Genomic DNA, 13,622 nt, shown 5'->3' on the forward strand with positions numbered 1-13,622 from the left:
TTACTCACTATCGCCGCCGCCTCTGCGCTTTATACCTTCAGTCATCCAATTGACGCTTTTTTTACAGGCCAGCAGCCCGAAGCCGGTAATCAGCGACAAGCTTCTGCTCATGAAGACGGTCAGCCACCAGCGGTCTTGGAACGACTGATACCCGATCTGCAGTCCCGCATAATCTTGATGCAGATAGCCCCGATACAGTTCGGCCAGCAGTAAACCGATGGAGAGAGCGGCCAATTGAACGGACGGGATCTGAATCAAGACGCTGGCCAGCAGCCCGATGATCAAAGCGATGGACACCTCGGTGCCTCCAAGAAATAAAGCGGGGATCAGATGAATCGTCTCCTGCATGAAGAAGCAGAGCGAGCCGAGGAGGGCTCCTACGGAAAGCATGTGCAGACGATAGACGAAGCCGCGCATGGTCCACAACGTATAAGCGGCAAAAACCAGCAGCACCGCTACGCACAGATTGACGCGGCCGCCGGCTGCGGGGACAGTCAATTGGGATGCGACAAGCCAGCAAACAAAAAAAAGAAGTATGACCTTTGAAGTTATACCTCTTACAATAATGTCTTTCCAGCCGCTTGCGAATAAAATCAGCGCTACGACCATAAGCAATAAGGACAAGTATCCTGGATTCATTCGCACCACCTAAGAACGTAGCGTATTCAAAAGCATGGCCCGCATGTACGGCCAGCCGCTCGTTTCTTAGTATGTCTAGGTTATGTAATTTTTATCAATCCTGTGCGGCCCGCGTATTCTTGGATATTTATCCCTCTGGCCGAGCACCACTGAGCCGTCTCTCCGGAGAGGACGACGGGCGCGTTCCACAGCTGCGCAACTGTCGGGGCGCCAAGCGCCGTCATGACCAGCTTAAGCTCCCGATGCATATGCCCGATCTGGGAGATCAGAGCATCCACCCCTTCGGTTCGCAGCGTTCTCAGGAATGCTCCCGCAATGCCTACCGCCGACGCACCGAGCGCCAGCGCTTTAACAACCTCCAAGCTGCCTTGGATGCCGCCGGAGCCGATCAAGGCAATCTGCCGCCCGTTGTGCCGGCTCTCTTTGAGCGCCTCGGCAGACTCCAGCAGCGCCACAGCCGTCGAGCATCCCCAATCGTTCAGCCACTCCATCGGCTGCTTGCGCCGCGCGTTCTCGATAGCCGCGAAGTTCGTGCCTCCGTAGCCTCCGACGTCGATTGCCGCAACTCCTGTCTCGAGCAAAGCGAGCGCGCTTTCTTTGGCCATGCCGAAGCCAACTTCCTTGACGATGACCGGGACGCCGACCTTATCGGCGATCGAAGCGATGCGCTCCAGCATACCGCGAAAATCGCGGTCTCCTTCCGGCATGATCAGCTCCTGCATCACATTCAAATGAATTTGCAGCGCATCGGCTTGCAGCATATCTACCGCCCGCAGCGCCTGCTCCACCGTCGCCTCGCTTCCCAAATTGCCGAAAACAAGACCGGACGGGTTCATCTCCCGCACCACTTTGTAGCTTGAAGCCACCTCCGGATTTTTCAAAGCCGACATTTGGGAACCGACGGCCATTGCGATTCCCGTCTCTCTGGCGGCAACCGCCAGATCGCGGTTAATCTCTTCCGTTTCCTGGGCTCCCCCGGTCATCGCATTAACAATAATCGGCGAGCTCAAATTGAGTTCGCCGATCGAAGTTTGCAATGTGATGAGCTCGGTAGAAGCTTCAGGGATACAATTATGAATCAGCTTGATGTCGGAGAAGCCTTGCTTTCCGCTTTGACCAAGCTGTAGAGCATAATGTACATGCTCCAGCTTCCTAGGTATCCGCACCCTGTTTCCTCATTTCATCACTGCTTATTTGAATTTGCTTAATTTATCCCCGAATCTCTCGCCCAAAGTAAGGTTGAGTCCTTGGTTTTGATATTCTTCGGCAATGGCCGTTTCTTTTTGGTTTCTTGCCGGTCTGTCCGCTTTAGGAGCAGGAGCCGCAGGAGCTTCCTCGGTTTCCTTGATGCTCAAGCTGATGCGTTTCTCATCGGCGTTAACGTCCAGTACTTTCACTTTCACTTCTTGTCCTTCTTTCAGCACTTCGAAAGGAGTCGCGATGTGACGGTGAGCAATTTGGGAAATGTGAACCAAGCCTTCAACGCCGGGAGCCACTTCAACAAATGCGCCGAACGGAGCAAGACGCTTCACGGTTCCGGTTACGATATCGCCGATTTTGAAGCTGTCGTTCACCTTTTGCCAAGGGCCCGGTTGAGTCGCTTTGATGCTCAGGCTGATGCGCTCGTTAGCAGGATCCAGCTTCAAGATTTGCACCTTCACTTGGTCGCCTTCTTTAACAACCTCGGAAGGAGTTTCTACATGATGCCAAGCCATTTCGGAAATATGCACCAGACCGTCGATGCCGCCGATATCTACGAACGCGCCGAACGGAGTCAAGCGTTGTACCGTACCGTCCAGTTCTTGTCCGACGGACAGCTGAGCCAATACTTCTTGCTTCTTGGCCTCGAACTCTTCGTCCAATACGTCTTTCTGAGAAAGGATCACTTTGTTTTTCTCGCGGTCCATTTCTTTCACGCGAAGACGCAACGTGCGGCCTTTGTAGTCGCTGAAATCTTCAACGAACGTACGCTCTACCATCGATGCGGGAACGAAGCCTCTCAAGCCGATATCTACGACAAGACCGCCTTTAACCACTTCGGCAACCGCAGCTTCGATAATCGTTTTGTTCTCCATGTCCGCTTGGAGCTGATCCCAAGCTTTCTCGCTGTCCACAACGCGTTTCGACAAGACCAGCTTTTCTTTGTTGTCGTCGATAGTCAGTACTTTCAGTTCCACTTCCTGGCCTACTTGAACGCCTTCGCCCGCGTTACCGAGAGTAACGGAAGAAAGCTCGCGCACAGGAATGACGCCGTCGTACTTATAACCAACGTCAACGAATGCCTGATCGTCGTCGACTTTAATGATTTTGCCTTTCACGGTATCTCCCTTTTTGAGCACGGACATATTGGCCATGGATTCCTCTTGGGATACCTCTTGCTGATTTTGCTCCTCTTGCACATTTTGCTCTACGTTTGTCTCTTCTGACATGGTTCAATGCCCTCCTTGATTAGCAACCTAACAAATAGTAGTTACAATTGCTGCTGTCTTATATAATTTACCGGCGTGAAAAGAATGCGCGGTTAATTGTTTCTCTAAGTATTCCACATATTCTCAATTCGATTCGTGCTCTTTGACCATAGCTCTAATAACGGTCATGATTTTGTCGGTCGCCATCTCCAGACCCTCTCCTCCGGCATCGGCGAACTCGCTGATATCTACCGGCTTGCCGTAAACGAGCTTCATCCGTTTGAACGGCTTATAGCCTCCGACGATGGCGGCGGGAATCACCGTAGCGCCCGATTTCAGCGCCAGCATGGCGGCCCCTTTCTTGCCCATCCCTCCGGCATTGCTTCTCGTGCCTTCCGGAAAAATGCCGATGATGTTGTTCTCCTTCAGCAGCTGCAGCGACAAACGGATCGATTCCTTGCTGACGCCGCCGCGCTTGACGGGGAATGCGCTGATTCTGGGAAGCACCCAGCCCAGCACCGGAACATCGAACAGCTCGGCCTTGGCCATATAATGCACGCGCCTTCCTACAAGCGGACTCCCCAGAAACGGAGGATCGAAATTGCTTGTATGATTAGCGCACAGAATAACGGGAACACCTTCAGGAATGTTTTCCTTTCCTATCACCTTCAAGCGGAATACGGTTCGAAAAATAAAATGAAATATGGCGCGAAGCGTCGAGTAAAGCATGCTACTTCCCTCCGCCGACTTTAGCTCTGCAAAGCTCCAAAATGCGTTCCACCACTTGAGAAATATTCATCTCCGTCGTATCCAGCAAGATGGCATCGGCTGCCTGAACCAGCGGCGAGGTTTCCCTCTCTTCGTCCATGCGGTCCCGCAAAGCGATCTCCCGCTCCAACTGCTCCAGCGTAACGTCCGCGCGGTCGTCCCGGACTTCCTTGTAACGTCTCTCCGCTCTGGTTCTTACGCTCGCAGTCAAAAATATTTTCAATTCCGCATCCGGCAGCACATGGCTTCCAATATCTCTGCCGTCCATCACGACGCCCTTGTCCTGCGCAAGCAGCTTCTGCTTGTCCGTCAAAATTCGGCGAACCTCGGCAATCTGCGAAACGCGCGAAACATTGCCGGTGACGGCCGCGGAACGAATATCCGCCGTTACATCCCGCCCGTCGACAAACACCTGCTGCCCTTCCTGCCCCGGCACAAGACGAATATCAAGCCGTTTGGCGACCGCTATCACATCCGTTTCCTGATCCGGCTGCAAATGAAGCTGCAGGATGCTCCAAGTGACGGCTCTATACATGGCCCCGGTATCGACATAAACAAATCCCAACTCATTAGCGACAAGGCGGGCAATCGTGCTCTTCCCTGCCCCCGCCGGGCCATCTATAGCTATGTTGATCTTTTCCAAAACGCGGGCCTCCCAAGCAATAAAGTAAACGATGAAGACAATGAAGAACGAAACAGGCCCTGCCTGTGACCAAAGAAAATTATACCATAGGTGAGAGAAGGATTGCAAAAAACTCTTCACGCCGTTTCGTCACGAAAGCGTCGAATCTTATCATGATGAACGCGAAAAAGGGATTCCTTCCAACTGCTCCACCTTCACCATATAATAGCGAAGAAACGGCACCTGCAGCAATAATTGCGATGCGACCAGCAAACAAAGCAGCAAAATGAGTATTCGTTTGGCCCACATTTCAATAATGGAAGAAAAAATAAGAAATAGGTCTTCGTACCTATCCGAAGCATTAGGCTTTTCGTTTCGTTTCATGGCTACCACTCCGTAGAACGCATTCTTTTGGTGGTAGCTTGTCCATCCTTCGACAAATTATGCGCTATCTTTTACGAAATTCCAGCTGGCGTTCGAAGCAATATCGAATAATTTTTTGTCTGTCTCTATCCGTGATCTCGGCAAACTGCAGCATCACCAGCTGCCTGCCGGTTTCCAGCGGCTTGATCCGCACAAGCTCCCCCTTGAACGAAACATGCTCCAGTATGCCGTTCTTGTACTGGATAAGCAGCCAGCATTGAACGGTTTGCTGTGCTGCCAGCGGAATGTAGCCGTCGCACAGAAACGATACGCCTCCGCCCCCGACGTCCTCGGTGACGGCGACGAACTGCAGCTGTTCGGAGTAAGTCACGGCGATATCCAGCTCAGCGGGCACCCGCAAAAAATTGCGCCGCTGCACCTTCGTGATCGTCTCGGGCTCCGGCTTCTTAATATGAACCAGGCGGATGACATCGTCGGAGAATCCAAGCACGGACGTTGTAAAATAGTTTTTGATTCCGCCGTCGGTAAGGAAATAAGCCGACATCTCGTCTCCCGCAAACAGCCGTTTCAATCTTCCGGTATGCTCGTTGATGGGCACCTCCATGCTGATGACGCGGTCCTTGATATCGGCGATTCTCGACTTGTACTCCTGCTTGGCTTCTTCCTCGTCGATCGAATTGATTTGTATATGTAAAATCTGATTAACTTTCGGCAGCAAATAAGCGCACCTCCCCGTGATGTTGACCAAAAACCAGTACCTAAGCACTATTTTATCTTTAATATTATAACATGCGGCTCCATATTGGGAAGCGAAAAAATGCCCCGGCACCGCAGAACCCGCTGACGGCGGCCGCTCGCACAAAAAAAAGAAGGAGCTGCGCGAGCCCCTTCTCTCTTCCGGCTTACGTTTGGGTGACCTGCTGCTCGTCTTTGCCCAAACGTTCTATTTTCTCCTCGACGCCGGTATCGCCGTTAATATAGACTCTGTACACTCCGCCGTTGATGCGGCCGGTGTATTGATAGCAGAGAACTTCCTCCCGCAGGTCGTTGCGAATGAGAGCCATAGCTTCGCTATCTACTTTCATGTTCGGATTGAGCACCTTGCGCGCCTCTTCGGCCTTTAATTTAGGCGCTTGAAGCTGGCGCTCTTTATGATCGAATACATAATCGTTAGCCTGCATGCCCAAAATTTCGCCGTTGTCCATTGCGACCTTGACCGCAACCTTGTCCAGATAATTGATTACGTCGTTGCTGCGGCTGGCAAAGGTAATGTTTGCGGTGTTGCTGTATTCGTCGTAGCTGACGGCCGTCATATTTTTATAGTCGTGCCCGTCCAGAAATTCGGCGGCCGTATCGCGCGCCCGGCGCAGATCGAGCTTCTTCTCCGGAACGTCGCGCGAGGCGGAGAACCACAGCAATTGCCCGCCTTTGGTGCTGTAATCCATATGGACCCCGTCCGGGCGGTCGCTTCTGGGCGCGGACACGCTGAAGGAATGATACTCCGTCCCGGCCCCGTTCTCTACTACCTGCAGCGAGGCGGCATCGGTATTTAAGAACTTCGCCGCTTTTTGCCGAATTTCCTCGGCCGTAACGTCGCTGCCCGACAGCATATTCATATCCCGCGTCTGAAACGCGCTTAATACCGAGGGACTCCATTTGACGTCGGAATATTCGGCGACCTTCTTATCCACAGTCTGGAACCCGTCGATGATCGTATTATCGAGCGGCTCCTTTTGCGTCGCCAGCGCTGTCTCCACGTCCATCCAGCGCAAATTGTTCTGCATTACTTTCGTCTGCATCGCGCGCAGATCGGTCGAAATCTCCGACGCGTGAGAATACAGCGCATTGAGATTGGACAGTTCTTCCTCGGAGAGCGGCTGCTTGTTCAAATCGCGAGTCGCCGCGCGGTACGAGAAATTGGCCATATTGGCCAAAAATTCTTCCGTCTTGTTGAAGGGCAGCAGAGATAAAGGCAGCTGATTGATTTCGCTTTGCGCCTGATTCGTTATGCGCCATACGTTGACAAGGCCCTTCCTGTAGCTGTCCTGGGAAGCCGTATTGTAAGCCAGCGTATTGCCCAGCTCGCTTTGCAGCTTATCGACATGGAAGGACAGATCGTGAAAGGCTCTCTGGTATTGATTTTCCGCTTTGATCAATATAGCATTCTTCTCCTGATGCTCCAAATATCCCCAGACCCCGGCTCCGATCAAGGCAACCAGCAAGACGGGAAACATGACGATGCTTAATCTTTTGTACATGTTCGTGAAATCTCCCTTCATCAGCCAAACTTGGCTTTAGTTTTCGCTCAAGGAAGAAGTCTTATGCACGAATACGCTGTTAAGCAGAATAAGAAACCGGCTTTGTCTTAAGTATGATAGCAGCAGAACAAATCCCCCAAAAGCCATCCATGCCGCTACGCGGCACCACAGACAATGGAAATGGGGTACCAAGAGTAATTTCCAGGGTAGTGACATGTGTCAAAAAAGCCCGCGCCGGTCTCCCCCCTTCAGCGAGAGGATGACCGCGCCGGCTTTCCGGTTAAAAATCGTGAGGCTCGATTTCGAAATCACTTTCGTTGTTGCAGATGCATTGTTTGAACCCCGTATCGATTCTGCCTTTATCCCGCCTGCCTTTCAAGATAAAGCGCTCGCCGCACCAGTTGCAGCGGATAGTTACTTTCACTCTTTCGTTTAACGCCATGCATACCCTCCGGTTTTTTTGGAATCTATACTGCTAAGTATAGACAAACCGGTCAAATTTTAACCTGCTCTTCGGAACGAACCACGCGCAGAGGCGAGGTGGCGTTGGCCCGGTTCACCTTCCGCAGGCTGCGGACCCACAGGAACGCCATGAGCGGTATCATAAACCAGATCCAGTACGTTTTGGTCGTCGCAAGCACATAATCGAACACTCCGTGCCAGAAGATCGGCAGCATCAAGGATAACGCCAAGTGCCTTCTGGTCAAACCCGGATTAAATTTAGCCTTGCCCAGATGATATCCCATGATGACCCCGAACATCGCATGACCCGATACGGGGAGCAAAGCCCGGAACAACAAGCTGGAAATCGAGGCCGAGTTGAGCAGGGCGTAGAATACGTTCTCCAGCGTAGCAAAACCGAGCGAACCGGCTACGGCGTATACGATGCCGTCATAAGGCTCGTCGAACGAAGTGTGCTTATATATTACGAAATAAATAAGAAACCACTTGAGAAACTCTTCGACGCCGGCCGAAATGATAAAGCTGAAGACAAAGGGATTGTCGCCGAGCCCGTGCACGAACGCCCTTTGCAGCACCATGACCGGAAACACAAGCAGCACGCCGAAGAAAAACACTTTCATCACAAGATGAACAGGTTCCGTATCGTAACGATCCTTCAAGTAAAAATAAGCCAATAGAGCGACACCGGGCGCTATCGCCGCCGCTAGGACTGAAAAGACGCTCACGTGTCCCCCTCCATTCCCGGTTTTTGATAACAGAAGCGCGCGAACTCTCAGGTTAAGAACAAGAACACCGGCCTCCGGCCGCTGTTGAAAATGGATTCATCTGAACGACGATAAAAGTTACAATCCATTTTCAAAGGCTGCACGTAAACTCTCCGACTTGCTGTTCTGTTCTCCGCCTTTTCGTTCGGCAGGAGCTTCATGTCAAAAACCTGCCGTATTATTATAATGAACCTACCCTCTGAACCGGGCGGCTTCTGCCATTTTACGAACGCCGACCCTATAAGCGGCCAAGCGCGTATCGACATTTCTCGCAATACGAATATTATAGACATTTTCAAAGCCTTTTTCCATCACTTCTTGCGCTCTGGCATGCACTTTTCGCTTCCGACCAGTAACATCCTTGATTCCTCGCCTCTAGCGTCGGAAATTCCGACCGCCTTGGCGCGCCCGGTCGTTACGCCGTTCGCCCTAAGCCTTCTTGCTGCCGCGCGAAACGCCGAGCACCATGCGTAAAACGTTTATTGCTCCGTAAACACGGCTTTTTGCTGCTGAAAATCGAGCGGAATATGCGCCGGAGTGCCGTTTCTGTTTTTAACCAGATCGAGCGATACGGAGTGAACGTTATCATGATGAGCCGTCCCCTCACGCTTCAACATCATTATGACGTCCGCGCAGGCCTCCATTCCGTCGGGAATGCGCTGCTGCTCGTATTCTCCCGGCAATGCGGCGACGATCACGGCGCTGCTCTCCTTGGACCACTGCTTCAAGGCATAAGCGATATACGTCTGCCGCTCGGTTAAGGTCGCCGCGGGAGCATGATCCTGGACCATCCGAACGGGAACCCGCTTCAAGTGATCGATGAAGACGACGGGCGTTTTGCCCGCCAAACCGGCGATTTTCCCGATGGAGGCCAGCACCTTGTCCAGCGTCGTGTCCGGCGAGCATTCGAGCGTCCACATATTTTTGCTGACCGGCATATAGCTTTGGATCGCCTCGTTGATTCGTTCCGGGTCCAGCTTGCCGTTCAATATTTGTTGCGGCTCGACGCCAAGCGTCCGGGCGATGCTGCGAGCCCACAGCTCGAAGCCGGTCATATCCCACGATACGTATACGACCGGATTTTGCAAGCCGGCTATATGATCGGCCATCTGCTTCATCAGCATCGTCTTGCCGCTCGACGCGGCTCCGCATATCAGATACAGCCCGCTGCGGAACCCTCCGTAAAGCGCCTTGTCGAGTCCGTAGAATCCGCTGGACAGCCCGTAGACTTGTCCGCGGTACCGCTTCATGTACTCCTCGGCGTAGACCGTCAAATTTTTCACATCCGGCGCGACCGGAACCAGCATCGCTTCTTCCATCGTATGATTCAAGATCTGCATGAACGTGTCCAGCGGATTTTGCGCCCTGACAAAGAAGTCGTTAAGATCGCGGATCGTTTCCGGCAAATTCACAATATAAGCTTCTTGCGCCGTTTCGTGAAGCAGGGTCTGTATTCTTACACTTTCCCGGCGGCCTAATTCATCGTTTCCGAGACAAATAAATACGCGCTTGCCGCTCAGCTTGACCGCATGCTGTTCCTTAAAACCGAACCAATGGGGTACGCATACCGCCGGCAACCGGGCTTGGTACAGACTGAGAACGTCAAACACGCCGTTGCATAAAATAACGTCCTCGGTTTCCGCGAGAATCTGCTCATTGAACATGTAATCCTCTACGCCGATCAAGGTTTTATACTTCGGCTCGCGGTGATCGATAGACCTGCCTATCAGATCAACGGTCTCCTCGTCCGCGTTGGTAACGGGAATAATAATCCGGTTGGCAAAAAAATCGCTGACGAAATGCTCGCTGACATGAAACCCGATTTTGCCCGGGGCGTATCCGATCCGGTACTGCTCGATCGTCTCCAGCTCGATCCCTCTTTTTTCCAAATAGGCATAAGCCGCCTCGCCCAGCTGCTTCTGATATTGACCGACCATTTCTTCAAGGTCGACTGACGATTTAACGGTTTCCATACTTATGTTTTTTACCATAGTGCGCCCCCTTGTCCGAACTTCGCATCCGCATCGCAAAAAAGGCACTCCGCAAAAACAAGACTGTTTTTGAAGAATGCCTTCGAACATTGTGATCGATTCTGTAAAGCACCAAGATCATTATTTAAAATGTGCGCATAGCACTTTAACGGCGTTTTCAGCAATGACCGTCTTCCCATACTCCTCCAGCACAGCTCTAGTCACAGTAGCAGCCTCACCGAACTCCGACAACACGGCAATGACAGCCTGGTATCCGTTCTCATCCATTTCGTCGGCATTAAGCAGCAAGAACCATTTGTTCTTATAAGCAAACAGGCTCCCGCCCTCTGTGACTAACGGATTCAAAACCTTAGCCATGCGAAGCATATCTTCAAAATCATGGAACATGTAGGAAATCTGATCGGTTTGCTCCAGCGTCACTTCAAGCTCATACATCTCCTCGACTTCCTCGTCATACGACTCGACGGTTTGCTGGAAATCGACTTTGCCGCGGGTTACGATGACAACCATGCCCTGAGCAGGAAGCTGCAGCACCTCCACGGCCAGCGGGCCGGACGGTTCAAAGCCCAGCTCGGTATAAGCCTGGTCCATCATGTCGCTGAACAGTTCGTGCACTTTAGGAATTTCTCTCCACATGTCATCCTTTTGAATGCCTCGCTCCGTCAAGTCGTCGAATGTGAGGAAAATCCGTATCTTGTCCTGACTTAAACGCTCCATTTTCATACAGGATTCCTCCTTGCCGACGCGTATATTAATAGCTTATGAAGTAAGGTTAAAAAGGTGAGTAAGCAATTATAGCTTGTATTCAATTATATGTCTATTATATCACAACATAACAATAAATGTACGAATGACTGTAAAAAAACAAAAAGCACAAGCAGCGCTTTCCTGCCTGTGCTCTTTGCAAGCGCCCGCTCCAGACGGTCACTGCGTATGATATACTTCTTTTTGTTGATTTTCGGCCAAAATTTCGTCGACGGTCGACTTCAGCTCGGGGTCTTGGCTGATGATCTCCTCCACCTTGCTGAGCGTCGAGCCGGAATGGCTGCCGTCCTTCTCATGGGAGGAGCCGGAGTCATGGGAAGCTGCTGCAGACGCAGGCTTATGCTTCTCCTCGTGCACCGAGTCCTTGCGCCGTTCCTTCGATTTGTCCGTCATTTGTCCGAGCGACTGATTGTTGCTGCTGAAAGCGGAAAATAGCATGGATTTGCTTTTATTATTAAAATACATAACGGCAGCCGCGCCGACCAAGCCGCCTAGCAAGAACGAACCGATCTTCATGGTATCCATCCCTCCATCAGTTTGCTTACAATCGTATTTTCCGCTATGAAGAGGGGAACCATGCATGATAAAATTAGGAAACCAGCAAAGAATAGGAGTTTTTATGCGATGAAAAACAAACTGCTCTGGGCGCTTGCCGCCTGCCTGATTTTAACGGCAACCGCCTGCCGCAATTCCGCCGAACCATCCGCCGCGCCTCCGGCCGGACTAGCGCAGCCTGACAGTACCGGCACAGCGTCCTCCCCTGCGTCTTCGAACGCAATCGATCAAGCAGCGCAGGCTCAGCCCCCGCAAGCGGGGCAAGGAGGCCCTCAGACCGGACAGGCCGCAGTACCTCCCGCCGGGCAAGACAAGCAGCAGCAAGCGGCCGCCGAGAAACCGGCTCCCAAACTGTACAAGTTGAACGCCAAAAGCTATGATATCGTTCCGATCGATCCGGAAGCGACGAGCAAGAAGGTCGTCCTGCTCACCTTTGACGACGGCCCGAAGGATAAAGACATGCTTGAGCCTCTGCTGGATACGCTCGACAAACATCATGCCAAGGCGATTTTCTTTGTGAACGGGTACAGGGTCAAGCAGCATCCCGAGCTGCTGAAGCTCATTCAAGAACGCGGACAAACGATAGGCAACCATTCCTGGGATCATATCGATTTGAAAAAAGAGGGTGAAGAAAAAGTCGATCAACAAATCGGGGACGTACAAGCGATCGTGAAGGAAGCGACCGGCAGCTCGCCGCAGTTTTTCCGGCCTCCGTTCGGGTCGGGAGGAGATATCGTTCGCGCGAAGGTCAAAGAAGAGAACATGCTGTTTATGACGTGGTCCAACGGTTCGAAGGATTGGGAGATGTCGACCAAAAGCAATGATCCGGATAAAGTGGTCGCGAACGTGCTTGAACAGCTCCGGCCGGGCAGTAACATTCTGATGCATGAGCTTCCCTGGACGGTCAAAGCCCTCGACAAGCTGCTTACCGAGCTGGAGGGGAAGGAATACGGATTCGTAGACCCTTCCTCCATTGATATCGGCTTGTAATCCGAGCCGGACGCGCTTCAATCCTCAAGGTCATGTATGGCTGCGGACGTAACGCCAGCCCCATACCAGTAAGCTTACGACAAGTAAAATGAACAGCCAAAGCAAGGTCCGGTAAAAAATCGGGAGATATTTTTCTCTTTCCGTCGGGTGCACCGTTTTGCGCGGCGGGAGGAAATGCTCCTCCCGTTCTTCTTCCGGTCCTTGCTCATTCGGCATGTTCAGCTCTTGTTGTCTGGAATACATTTAATCCTCTCTCCTGTAACGAATGATACAACCCATGATGAAATCGATGACGAAGTGCGCAATGATCGGCGCCCACAGAGAGCCGGTCTGTATATAGATCCACCCCAGCCCGTAGCTGATGCCGAACACCAGCCCCGTCATCAGCCAATGCTGCAAATAGCGGATATGGATCGCCGCAAATAAAATGCTCGTCCAGTAAGGCCCCCAGAATGATTGGATCGCTCCCCGGAACAGCCATTCTTCGCAAACCGCCACAATAAACGACATGACCGTAATATGCCACAAAGGGCGGTTTCTGAACAGCATTTCGTTGATGCCGCCGTCGTCGGTGACCTCGGGCGGAACCCACCGCGAGATCAGAACGTCCACGATCAGCACGACGGCCGCCAAAGCGACGCCCCAGAGCGGAATGGCTATCCCCTGCTTCCATGAAAACATCGCGGCAAGCGATGGCCTATGAAACAGCATAATGATGGACCCAAGAACCAATACCAATAATTGCGTTACGTACAAGTTCATGATCAAGTATCGTTCGTCGATTTCATCCACTCTCAGCGACCGAAACTTGAACTGCTTGAAGTTAAATTTTTTCATCCGGATTATTCCTTTATTCGACAAAATCACCTATACTATCAGTGGGGTGGCCGCCGCTTCGCGCCTGTACGCGACAGCTGCCGCAAGCAGTGAAACCGCAGATTGCCGGTCACCCGGACAATGGGTTCGCCGCAGGCAGTCTCGCGGACGCGAACCCCGCTTTCCTACGCGCAAAAAAG

Annotated in this window: 16 protein-coding genes and 2 pseudogenes; 1 reads left to right on the forward strand and 17 read right to left on the reverse strand. The window is 52.0% G+C overall.

Features of this window, described 5'->3' with window-relative positions; genetic code table 11:
* From SK3146_RS05515 to SK3146_RS05575, 15 genes and pseudogenes are all read right to left on the reverse strand, one after another.
* Positions 1–639, reverse strand: a complete 639-nt coding sequence (locus tag SK3146_RS05515) for a hypothetical protein (RefSeq protein WP_249864137.1) — start codon at positions 637–639, stop codon at positions 1–3.
* Positions 640–719: 80 nt separating this feature from the next.
* Positions 720–1,805 (reverse strand): type 2 isopentenyl-diphosphate Delta-isomerase, encoded by a 1,086-nt coding sequence (gene fni, locus SK3146_RS05520; RefSeq protein ID WP_249864138.1) that lies wholly within the window; start codon positions 1,803–1,805, stop codon positions 720–722.
* A 24-nt stretch (positions 1,806–1,829) separates the two neighbouring features.
* Positions 1,830–3,068 (reverse strand): 30S ribosomal protein S1, encoded by a 1,239-nt coding sequence (gene rpsA, locus SK3146_RS05525; RefSeq protein WP_249864139.1) that lies wholly within the window; start codon positions 3,066–3,068, stop codon positions 1,830–1,832.
* A gap of 123 nt (positions 3,069–3,191) precedes the next feature.
* Complete coding sequence (locus tag SK3146_RS05530; RefSeq protein WP_249864140.1) at positions 3,192–3,776, reverse strand: lysophospholipid acyltransferase family protein; 585 nt, start codon at positions 3,774–3,776, stop codon at positions 3,192–3,194.
* A 1-nt stretch (position 3,777) separates the two neighbouring features.
* A complete protein-coding gene (gene cmk / locus SK3146_RS05535; RefSeq protein ID WP_249864141.1) occupies positions 3,778–4,458 on the reverse strand; it encodes a (d)CMP kinase in 681 nt (226 codons plus the stop codon).
* A 150-nt stretch (positions 4,459–4,608) separates the two neighbouring features.
* Positions 4,609–4,821 (reverse strand): hypothetical protein, encoded by a 213-nt coding sequence (locus tag SK3146_RS05540; protein WP_249864142.1) that lies wholly within the window; start codon positions 4,819–4,821, stop codon positions 4,609–4,611.
* Positions 4,822–4,885: 64 nt separating this feature from the next.
* Positions 4,886–5,539, reverse strand: coding sequence for a flagellar brake protein (locus tag SK3146_RS05545; RefSeq protein WP_249864143.1), 654 nt, complete (start codon positions 5,537–5,539; stop codon positions 4,886–4,888).
* 184 nt (positions 5,540–5,723) lie between these two features.
* Entirely contained in the window at positions 5,724–7,079 is a 1,356-nt protein-coding gene (gene ypeB, locus SK3146_RS05550; protein ID WP_249864144.1) for a germination protein YpeB, read from the reverse strand.
* A 280-nt stretch (positions 7,080–7,359) separates the two neighbouring features.
* Positions 7,360–7,521, reverse strand: coding sequence for a hypothetical protein (locus SK3146_RS05555; RefSeq protein ID WP_249864145.1), 162 nt, complete (start codon positions 7,519–7,521; stop codon positions 7,360–7,362).
* 52 nt (positions 7,522–7,573) lie between these two features.
* Positions 7,574–8,215 (reverse strand): glutamic-type intramembrane protease PrsW, encoded by a 642-nt coding sequence (prsW, locus tag SK3146_RS05560; RefSeq protein WP_434006886.1) that lies wholly within the window; start codon positions 8,213–8,215, stop codon positions 7,574–7,576.
* Positions 8,160–8,294: pseudogene (locus tag SK3146_RS35245) on the reverse strand (hypothetical protein); the annotation flags it as partial. The pseudogene SK3146_RS35245 and the gene prsW, both read right to left, overlap by 56 nt.
* A 203-nt stretch (positions 8,295–8,497) precedes the next feature.
* A pseudogene (locus SK3146_RS35250) lies at positions 8,498–8,672 on the reverse strand (glutamate dehydrogenase); the annotation flags it as partial.
* Positions 8,673–8,784: 112 nt separating this feature from the next.
* Positions 8,785–10,296 carry a DnaB-like helicase C-terminal domain-containing protein gene (locus SK3146_RS05565; RefSeq protein WP_249864147.1) on the reverse strand — a complete coding sequence of 504 codons (1,512 nt, stop codon included), beginning with the start codon at positions 10,294–10,296 and terminating at the stop codon, positions 8,785–8,787.
* Between the two features lie 120 nt (positions 10,297–10,416).
* Positions 10,417–11,019 carry a genetic competence negative regulator gene (locus tag SK3146_RS05570; RefSeq protein WP_249864148.1) on the reverse strand — a complete coding sequence of 201 codons (603 nt, stop codon included), beginning with the start codon at positions 11,017–11,019 and terminating at the stop codon, positions 10,417–10,419.
* 201 nt (positions 11,020–11,220) lie between these two features.
* Positions 11,221–11,577 (reverse strand): hypothetical protein, encoded by a 357-nt coding sequence (locus SK3146_RS05575; protein WP_249864149.1) that lies wholly within the window; start codon positions 11,575–11,577, stop codon positions 11,221–11,223.
* 108 nt (positions 11,578–11,685) lie between these two features.
* Here SK3146_RS05575 and SK3146_RS05580 point away from each other — a divergent pair, with 108 nt between their 5' ends.
* On the forward strand, positions 11,686–12,606 hold the full coding sequence (locus tag SK3146_RS05580; protein ID WP_249864150.1) for a polysaccharide deacetylase family protein: 921 nt from the start codon (positions 11,686–11,688) through the stop codon (positions 12,604–12,606).
* Positions 12,607–12,636: 30 nt separating this feature from the next.
* Here SK3146_RS05580 and SK3146_RS05585 read toward each other — a convergent pair whose 3' ends face one another.
* Both SK3146_RS05585 and SK3146_RS05590 read right to left on the reverse strand, forming a co-directional pair.
* On the reverse strand, positions 12,637–12,849 hold the full coding sequence (locus tag SK3146_RS05585) for a hypothetical protein (protein WP_249864151.1): 213 nt from the start codon (positions 12,847–12,849) through the stop codon (positions 12,637–12,639).
* A complete protein-coding gene (locus SK3146_RS05590; protein ID WP_249864152.1) occupies positions 12,850–13,443 on the reverse strand; it encodes a CPBP family intramembrane glutamic endopeptidase in 594 nt (197 codons plus the stop codon).
* Positions 13,444–13,622: the final 179 nt, after the last annotated feature.

Origin of the sequence: Paenibacillus konkukensis, from assembly GCF_023523925.1 — a bacterium.
GTDB lineage: Bacteria > Bacillota > Bacilli > Paenibacillales > NBRC-103111 > Paenibacillus_S > Paenibacillus_S doosanensis.

Excerpts from the sequence above, each read along its gene's own strand:
- rpsA (WP_249864139.1), bottom strand. The coding sequence starts at position 3,068 with ATGTCAGAAGAGACAAACGTAGAGCAAAATGTGCAAGAGGAGCAAAAT.
- SK3146_RS05580 (WP_249864150.1), top strand. The coding sequence starts at position 11,686 with ATGAAAAACAAACTGCTCTGGGCGCTTGCCGCCTGCCTGATTTTAACG.
- ypeB (WP_249864144.1), bottom strand. The coding sequence starts at position 7,079 with ATGTACAAAAGATTAAGCATCGTCATGTTTCCCGTCTTGCTGGTTGCC.
- SK3146_RS05555 (WP_249864145.1), bottom strand. The coding sequence starts at position 7,521 with ATGGCGTTAAACGAAAGAGTGAAAGTAACTATCCGCTGCAACTGGTGC.
- SK3146_RS05575 (WP_249864149.1), bottom strand. The coding sequence starts at position 11,577 with ATGAAGATCGGTTCGTTCTTGCTAGGCGGCTTGGTCGGCGCGGCTGCC.
- SK3146_RS05590 (WP_249864152.1), bottom strand. The coding sequence starts at position 13,443 with ATGAAAAAATTTAACTTCAAGCAGTTCAAGTTTCGGTCGCTGAGAGTG.
- SK3146_RS05530 (WP_249864140.1), bottom strand. The coding sequence starts at position 3,776 with ATGCTTTACTCGACGCTTCGCGCCATATTTCATTTTATTTTTCGAACC.
- SK3146_RS05515 (WP_249864137.1), bottom strand. The coding sequence starts at position 639 with ATGAATCCAGGATACTTGTCCTTATTGCTTATGGTCGTAGCGCTGATT.
- SK3146_RS05565 (WP_249864147.1), bottom strand. The coding sequence starts at position 10,296 with ATGGTAAAAAACATAAGTATGGAAACCGTTAAATCGTCAGTCGACCTT.
- SK3146_RS05570 (WP_249864148.1), bottom strand. The coding sequence starts at position 11,019 with ATGAAAATGGAGCGTTTAAGTCAGGACAAGATACGGATTTTCCTCACA.
- SK3146_RS05585 (WP_249864151.1), bottom strand. The coding sequence starts at position 12,849 with ATGTATTCCAGACAACAAGAGCTGAACATGCCGAATGAGCAAGGACCG.
- SK3146_RS05540 (WP_249864142.1), bottom strand. The coding sequence starts at position 4,821 with ATGAAACGAAACGAAAAGCCTAATGCTTCGGATAGGTACGAAGACCTA.